Origin of the sequence: Neisseria sp. P0007.S010, assembly GCF_051962875.1 — a bacterium.
GTDB lineage: Bacteria > Pseudomonadota > Gammaproteobacteria > Burkholderiales > Neisseriaceae > Neisseria > Neisseria subflava_A.
Map to the genome: position 1 here is coordinate 1 of NZ_JBQCUX010000054.1, position 258 is coordinate 258.

General features: G+C 56.2%; 1 pseudogene. It reads right to left on the bottom strand.

The features are described from left to right. Positions 1-258: pseudogene (locus tag ACTHR7_RS10875) on the bottom strand (3'-5' exonuclease); the annotation flags it as partial.

Genomic DNA, 258 nt, shown 5'->3' on the forward strand with positions numbered 1-258 from the left:
CTTTCAGACGACCTGCGTGGAACGCCTCCCAAACTTTACTGCCGTCCATGCCCAGTTTGCCAGGAAAGCCGCAAAGTTTCGCCATATCGTCCAGCGGTACATTAGCACGCGGTTGGTACAGAGCGAGCAGATCCATCAGGTCGCAATGGCGGTTGTGGTAGCGGCTGATGTAGTTGTTCCACTTGAAATCGCGGCTGTCGCCAAAATCGCCCTCGCCCATATCCCAATAACGCGCCGCTGCAATGCCGTGTATCAGCG